This is a genomic window from Kitasatospora sp. NPDC032121, from assembly GCF_055580145.1.
The window spans coordinates 368,570-375,551 of the sequence record NZ_JBVILX010000007.1 but is presented as its reverse complement, the minus strand read 5'-3'; the positions used below and the strand labels follow the sequence as shown (position 1 = coordinate 375,551).

At 74.3% G+C, this 6,982-nt stretch carries 5 protein-coding genes; all 5 read right to left on the bottom strand.

Going from position 1 to position 6,982, the window contains the following annotated elements; all coding sequences use genetic code 11:
* Positions 1-139: 139 nt before the first annotated feature.
* Positions 140-853, bottom strand: coding sequence for a ribonuclease H family protein (locus tag ACZ5OX_RS21050; RefSeq protein WP_465631885.1), 714 nt, complete (start codon positions 851-853; stop codon positions 140-142).
* A gap of 68 nt (positions 854-921) precedes the next feature.
* On the bottom strand, positions 922-3,120 hold the full coding sequence (locus ACZ5OX_RS21045; RefSeq protein WP_465631883.1) for an MGH1-like glycoside hydrolase domain-containing protein: 2,199 nt from the start codon (positions 3,118-3,120) through the stop codon (positions 922-924).
* A complete protein-coding gene (locus tag ACZ5OX_RS21040; RefSeq protein ID WP_465631881.1) occupies positions 3,117-5,180 on the bottom strand; it encodes a beta-galactosidase in 2,064 nt (687 codons plus the stop codon). Before ACZ5OX_RS21040 ends, ACZ5OX_RS21045 begins: the two co-directional genes overlap by 4 nt.
* Positions 5,177-6,049, bottom strand: coding sequence for a carbohydrate ABC transporter permease (locus ACZ5OX_RS21035; protein WP_465631879.1), 873 nt, complete (start codon positions 6,047-6,049; stop codon positions 5,177-5,179). Before ACZ5OX_RS21035 ends, ACZ5OX_RS21040 begins: the two co-directional genes overlap by 4 nt.
* The gene (locus tag ACZ5OX_RS21030) at positions 6,046-6,975 is read right to left on the bottom strand and encodes a carbohydrate ABC transporter permease (RefSeq protein WP_465631877.1); all 930 of its coding nucleotides are present in this window, start codon (positions 6,973-6,975) and stop codon (positions 6,046-6,048) included. Before ACZ5OX_RS21030 ends, ACZ5OX_RS21035 begins: the two co-directional genes overlap by 4 nt.
* Positions 6,976-6,982 lie beyond the last annotated feature (7 nt).

Here is a 6,982-nt window from a genome sequence, read left to right as displayed (position 1 = left end):
CCCCCCCCCCCCCCCCCCCCCCCCCCCCCCCCCCCCCCCCCCCCCCCCCCCCCTCTCCTCCCCCCCCCCCCCCCCCCCGCCGGCGCCCCCCCCCCCCCCCCCGCCGTCGTGCGTCCGGTGGCCTGCCGCTCGGGGCTCGTCAGGCGTGGGCAGCGGCGCACTCCGGGTGGCCCCAGGAGCCGCCGACCTTGGTGATCTTGTCGCCCTTGGCGTACGGGCGGCTGCACGGGCAGGTGCCGGGGAAGCGGGCGTTCAGGGTGCGCGAGCCGCCGCTCCGCCGGGCGGTGCCGCCGCTTCCGGCGGCGGAGGAGCCGGCGGAGGCGGTACGGGCGGCGCGCGCCCTGGGGGCCTTGGTGGCGGCGGCCGGATCGGGGACCGGCAGGTCGGCGGCGGTGCCGGAGGCGTCCTGCTGGGTGCGGGCGGCGTCGCTGGCGGCCTTGTCGGCGATGGCGTTCAGGGGGTCGCCGTCGACCTGGTGGGCCGGCACGTACTCGAAGGTGACGTCCCGGCCCTCCAGCAGCGCGTCGATCGCCTGGATCAGCTCCTGGTTGGCGACCGGCTTGCCGGCCGCCGTCTTCCAGCCGTTGCGCTTCCAGCCCTTCAGCCACTTGGTCACCGAGTCGCGGGTGTAGGTGCTGTCCAGCCGCACCTCCAGCGGGACCGCCGGGTCCGTCGAGGCCAGCAGCTGCCGCAGCGCCGTCAGCTCGCCCACGTTGTTGGTGCTGTGCCCGAGCGCGCCGGCCTGCCACCGCTGGGGCACCCCGGCGGCGTCCGCGACCACGTACGCCCAGCCCGCCGGACCGGGGTTGCCCTTGGCTGCTCCGTCACACGCTGCAATGACTCGTTCGACCATGCCCCGATCATGCCTGGTCGCGGGGCCCGGAGCCAAAGCCGCTCGGCCTGCTCGGCCTGCTCGGCCGCTCAGCCCCGCAGCAGGAGCAGCAGCAGCGCCGCCGACCAGCTGAAGTTGGTCGAGCTGTGCCCCTCCCCCGTCAGCGGGTCGTAGTTCTCCCGCACCGGGCCGTCCCCGGCCAGCCCGGCGGCGGTGGCCAGCAGCCGCTCGACCGTCCGCCGGGCGTCCTGCTCCCAGCCGTACCGGCGCAGGCCCTCGATCGCGAAGTAGGTCTGGTCGAGCCAGGCCAGGCCGCGCCAGTAGCCGGCCGGGTCGAAGGACGGCGAGCTGCGGGCCACGGTCGGGAACGGCATGGCGGTGCCGAACTCCGCCGGGTCGAGCAGCAGCCGGCGGACGGTACGGGCCTGGGCGGGGGTCGCGGTGCCGGACCAGAGCGGGATCGCGCCCTCGATGCCGCGGCCCCGGGCGGTGAGCCGGGCGCCGGTCGCCAGGTCGGTGTCGTGGAACCAGCCGCCGGCCGGGTCGTACATGGTGTCGCGCACGGCGGCGTCGATCCGCTCGGCGCGGGCGCGCAGCCGCTCGGCGGCGGGCCGGTCGCCCAGTTCGGCGGCGATCAGCGCCAGGTGGCGGTGGTCGGCGGCCAGGTAGGCGTTGAGGTCGACCGAGCGCTGGTCGAGCGACCAGCCGAGCAGCGTCCCGTTCGCGTCCTGGTTGGGAACCACGCCGGCGGCGTCGAAGCGCGGGGCGTTGTCCATGCCGGACTCCCAGGCCGCCGCCTCCACGCGGTCCTGGGCGGTGGCGTTGGCCGGGTCCACGGTGGCGCCGTACTCGCACAGGCCCTCGCCGAGGTGGTCGCGGGTGCGGTACCACCAGTCCTGGTAGGCGGTCAGCTTGGGCAGCAGCTCCCGCAGGAAGGCGCGGTCGCCGCTGCGACGGTAGACCTCCCAGACCGCCCAGGAGGCCAGCGGGGGCTTGGAGTTGCGCTCGTTCCAGTTGCCGCCGCCGGTGCTCGGGTCGTTGTAGAAGACGCAGTCGGGGACCATGCCGGCGTCCGGCGCTCCGGCCGGCGCCTGGTGGTCGAACACGGCCCGGATCTGGTCGGCGGCCAGCGCGGGGGCGAAGGCGGCGGTGCCGACGGCCTGCTTCCAGGTGTCCCAGGCCCAGACTCCGCTGAACCACTTGTAGGAGAGCGTCGGGGTGACGGCGTCGTGCCGGATCCGCCCGGCCGGGCCGCGCCAGTTGGTGACCAGGGTCTGCACGCACTTGGCGGCGGTGCGGCGGCGGGCGGCGGGGACGCCCTCGGTGGCCCGGGTCAGGTACCCGTGCCAGCGAGCGGTGCCCTCGGCGGCGACCCGCTCCGGGGCGCGCAGCGCGGCGTCGGCCTCCTGTGCGGCCCGGGCGTACTCGGCCTCGGTGAAGGTGTAGCTCTCGGTCCAGTCCAGGCTGCGGCTCTCCCCCGGCGCCAGTCGTACGGGCTCGGCGAGTTCGGTGCGGTGGCCGTCGCCGTCGGCGCTCAGCTCCACCCGGACGGGCCGCGCGTGGCGGACGGCGAAGCGCTCGGTGCCGTCGGTGAGGTAGTCCCAGGTCTGCCGGACCCTGGCGAAGCGCACCTCCACGCCGCGGTCGGCGGCGACCAGTCGCGGGGCCTCGCGCTGGGGGCCGGTGGCGGGGCGCAGCAGCCGGCCCGTCCAGGCGACGGCCAGGGTGCGTACGGCCGGGCCGGTGTTGGCGAGGCGGGCGCGGAGCAGGGCGGTGCGGTTGCCGGCGAAGCGCAGTTCCAGGGTGAGGGCGAGGCCGGCGCCGAGGTCGTGGGTCAGGCGCAGCAGGCCGGGCAGCGAGGTGCCGGCGGCGGGGGCGCCGGCGGTGAGGTCCAGGGGGCGGCCATGTTCGGTGAGCTGGAGGCGGGTCAGGCCGTCGCTGAGCCACCAGGGGTACTCCTGGGCGAGGTACAGCGGGCCGGTGAAGCCTCCTTGCGGGTCGGCGGGGCGGGGCAGGGCGTAGGCGTGCCAGGCTCCGAGGTCGGCGAAGACGTTGATCGGGTTGTTGCCGTGGGCGTCGCCGGGGTAGGCCTGGGCGGGGGTGCCGTGGAGGTCGAGGAGGTCGGCGTAGCGGTCCTGGGGGCCTGCCGGGCCTTGGAGGGCTGCCGGGTCCTGGGGGTCGGCCGGGTCCTGGGGTTGTACGGCGGCGGCCGGGGCGGCGGTGAGAACGCCGGCCGCGGCGAGGGCGGCGGAGCCGGCCAGGACGTGGCGGCGGGTCAGCGGGTTCATGCGCGCTCCTGGGCGGCGGGGAGTCGGAGGACGGCGGCACCGAGCGGCGCGAGGGTGAGGGCCTCGGCGGCCTCGGTGCCGGTGAGCAGGTCGGTGCCGGGCGCGTCGAGCGGCACCCGGCGCTCGACGGGGCCGTGGTTGAGCAGGAAGAGGTAGCCGGTGCCGTCGGCGGCGTGCCGGCGGGTGGCCTCGACGCCCTCCGGCAGGCCGGGGAGTTCGGCGCCCACCCCGGCTTCGGCGAGCACCGGGTCGAGCACGGCGCCGAGGTCGGTGCCGAGGTGGCAGCTCAGGTACCAGGCGCTGCCGGCGCCCAGGCGGTTGCGGGTGACGGCGGGGAGGCCGGCCAGTGCGCCGGAGTCGTAGCGGACGAGGGTCTCGGCGGTCTCGGCCTCGATCCACTCGCTCCAGCGTTCGGCGCGCAGTTCGGTCCGCGGCTCCGCGGGAGGCTCGGTGCCCGCCGGGGTGAGGGTGGTGGTCGCGCCGTCCGGGATCGGCCAGTGCTCGTCCACCACGATCCCCAGCAGCTCGCGCAGCGGCCCGGGGTGGCCGCCGGGGTGGATGTGGTCGTGGCGGTCGGTGATGCCGCTGAACGGGCCGCAGACCAGGCGGCCGCCGCCGCGCACGTAGGCGGTGAGCCGGTCGGCGGTGGCGGTGTCGAGCAGGTAGAGGTTGGGGGCGAGCAGCAGCGGGTAGCCGTCGGGGTCGGCGGTGGGCGGGACGAAGTCGACGGTGACGCCGCGCTCGTACAGCGCCGCGTACCAGGGGCGGAGCAGGTCGAGCCAGCGCATCCGGGCGGAGGGGTGGTCGTCCAGTTCCAGCGCCCACCAGCTGTCCCAGTCGAGCAGGACGGCCACCTGCCCGCGCAGCCGGGAGCCGGCGAGTTCGCCGAGACGGCGCAGTTCCGTACCGAAGCGGACGGTCTCCTGCCAGCCGCGCGCGGCGGTGCCCCGGTGCGGGAGCATCGCGCTGTGGAACTTCTCGGCTCCGGCCACCGAGGCGCGCCACTGGAAGTGCAGGACGCCGTCGGCGCCGCGGGCCAGCGCCTGGAGCGACCAGAGGCGGTACAGGCCGGGGGTCTTGGGCACGTTGACCGGCCGCCAGCTGACCGCGGAGGGGGCCTGTTCCATCAGCAGCCAGGGGCGGCCGCCCTTGAGCGAGCGCATCAGGTCGTAGTTCATCGCGGCGTTGACGTGGGCGCGCGGGTCGGCCGGGTCGGGGTAGGCGTCGTCGGAGACGAAGTCCTCGTGCCGGCTCCACTCCCAGTAGTCGAGGGCCTTGAGCATCGACATGAAGTTGGTGGTGACCGGGACGCCGGGCGAGACCTCGTCCAGGACGGCCTTCTCGGCGCGGTGCAGGGCGAGCAGCGCGTCCGAGCAGAACCGGCGCCAGTCCAGCAGCTGGGTGGGGTTGACCGGGCCGGGCGCGGTGCGGGGAGGCTCGATCTGCTCGAAGGAGTTGTAGTGCTGGGACCAGAAGGCGGTGCCCCAGGAGCGGTTCAACTCCTCGATTTCGCCGTGTCGTTCGCGCAGCCAGCGGCGGAAGTCGGCGGCCGAGGCGGGGCAGAAGCACTCCTGGACGTGGTCGCCGTACTCGTTGTGGATGTGCCACAGGGCGAGCGCGGGGTGGTCGCGGTAGCGCTCGGCGAGTGCCCGGGTGAGGCGGACGGCGGCCTGTCGGTAGGCGGGCGAGGAGGGGCAGTAGTGCTGGCGCGAGCCGAACTCCAGCCGTACGCCGTCGGCGGTGACGGGCAGCAGCTCGGGGTGGGCTCGGACCAGCCAGGCGGGTGGGGAGGCGGTGGCGGTGGCCAGGTCGACGGCGATGCCGTGCCGGTGGACGAGGTCGAGGAGCCGGCCCAGCCAGCCGAAGTCCCAGCTGTCGGCGTCCGGTTGGAGCCGGGCCCAGGAGAACACGCCGACCGTGACCAGGTTGACCCCGGCCTCGGCCATCAGCTTCACGTCCTCGGCCCACACCTGCTCGGGCCACTGCTCGGGGTTCCAGTCCCCGCCGTACAGCAGGCCGGGCACCCGGGTGAGGCGGTCCATGGTCACGGTCGTGGTCATCCCTTCAGGGCTCCGCCCAGCAGGCCGGCCACGAACTGCCGCTGGAAGAGCAGGAAGAGCACCATCAGCGGGAGCGTGGCCAGGAAGGAGCCGAGCATCAGGCCGGAGTAGTCGACGTGGGTCAGTCCGGTCAGCGTGTTGAGCGCGACCGGCACGGTGTACCTGTCCTCGGTGTTGAGCATCAGCAGCGGCCAGATGAAGCTGTTCCACTGGCCCATGAAGGTGAAGATCACCAGTGCGCCCAGCTGCGGCCGCACGCAGGGCAGGACGACCCGGTAGAAGGTGCGCAGCTCGCCGGAGCCGTCGATCCGGGCGGACTCCAGCAGTTCGTCGGGGAAGTCGAGGAAGCCCTGGCGCATCAGCAGGATGCCGAAGGAGTTGGCCAGGAAGGGCACGATCACGGCCTGGTAGCTGTCGATCCAGCCGAGGCTGGCCATCATCTGGAACAGCGGGACCAGCAGCACCTGCAGGGGGATCATCATGGTCGCCAGCACCAGGCCGAGCAGCAGGCCCCGGCCGCGGAAGCGGTACTTGGCGAGCCCGTAGCCGCACATCGCGGACAGCAGCGAGCTGAGCGCGGTGTAGACGACGGCGATGCCGAGGCTGTTGAGCAGCACCCGGCCGAAGCCGATGGTCTCCTGGAGGTGCGCCAGGTTGCGCAGCAGGTCGCCGCCGGGCAGGAACGGCGGTGGGGAGTGGAAGAGTTCGGAGCTGCTGTGGGTGCCGGCGATCAGCATCCAGGCGAAGGGCACCAGGCTGACCACGGCGCCGAGGGTGAGGGCGGCGAGGACGGCGGTGCGGCCGATCCTGGCGGGCAGCGGGGTGCGGGCGGGCCGGGCGGCCGGCCCTGTCGTGGGGATGCTGCTCATCGGCGGCGTTCCCTTCCGTAGAACCGGAACTGGATCAGCGAGACCGCCGCGATGATCAGCACCACCACCCAGGCGATGGCGGCCGCGTAGCCGAAGTCGAGCTGCTGGAAGCCGACCTTGTAGAGGTAGACCACCGGGGTGAGCGTCGCGTCGCCGGGGCCGCCGCGGGTCAGCACGTAGTTCTCGTCGAAGAGTTGGAGGGTGCCGATGGTGGAGGTGATGACGCAGAACAGCACCACCGGGCGCAGTTGCGGCAGGATGACACTGGTGTAGGTGCGCACGGCGCCGGCGCCGTCGAGGGAGGCGGCCTCGTACTGGTCGCGGCCGATGGCGTGCAGCCCGGCGAGCAGGATCACCGCGTTGTAGCCGGTCCACCGCCAGGTGACCGAGCCGATCAGCGAGATCCGGGCCCAGGTGGGCGAGTTGAGCCAGTCGACCGGGCCGAGGCCAAGCGCCTCGAGGAGCTGGTTGGCGAGGCCGCCGTCGGTACGCAGCAGGACCTGGAAGACCACGGCGTAGGCGACCAGGGTGGTGATGGCGGGCAGGAAGAACACCGCCCGCCAGCCGGCCCGGAAGCGCAGCCAGGACTGGTTGAGCAGGACGGCGAGCACCAGGGCGAGGCCGATCATCACGGGCACCTGGACGGCGAGGATCAGGCCGGTGTTGACCAAGGAGTGCAGGAAGGCGGGGTCGTGGAACATCCGCCGGTACTGGTCCAGGCCGACCCAGACGTCGGCGCCGTCGCGGCGGGCGGTGAAGCTCTGGTAGAGGCTGGCGCCGAGCGGGTAGGCGAAGAAGGCGACGAAGAGTGCGGTGGTGGGCCCGGCGAACAGCCAGGCCGCGGTCCGTGGGGAGCGCCGGCGGCGGGCGGGGGTGGCTCGGGCCGTGACCGCCGGTTTGCGCAGGGACGCCGGAGGACTGGTCATCGGGCCC

Coding starts and splice junctions, on each gene's coding strand:
- ACZ5OX_RS21050 (WP_465631885.1), bottom strand. CDS start 853: ATGGTCGAACGAGTCATTGCAGCGTGTGACGGAGCAGCCAAGGGCAAC.
- ACZ5OX_RS21045 (WP_465631883.1), bottom strand. CDS start 3,120: ATGAACCCGCTGACCCGCCGCCACGTCCTGGCCGGCTCCGCCGCCCTC.
- ACZ5OX_RS21040 (WP_465631881.1), bottom strand. CDS start 5,180: ATGACCACGACCGTGACCATGGACCGCCTCACCCGGGTGCCCGGCCTG.
- ACZ5OX_RS21035 (WP_465631879.1), bottom strand. CDS start 6,049: ATGAGCAGCATCCCCACGACAGGGCCGGCCGCCCGGCCCGCCCGCACC.
- ACZ5OX_RS21030 (WP_465631877.1), bottom strand. CDS start 6,975: ATGACCAGTCCTCCGGCGTCCCTGCGCAAACCGGCGGTCACGGCCCGA.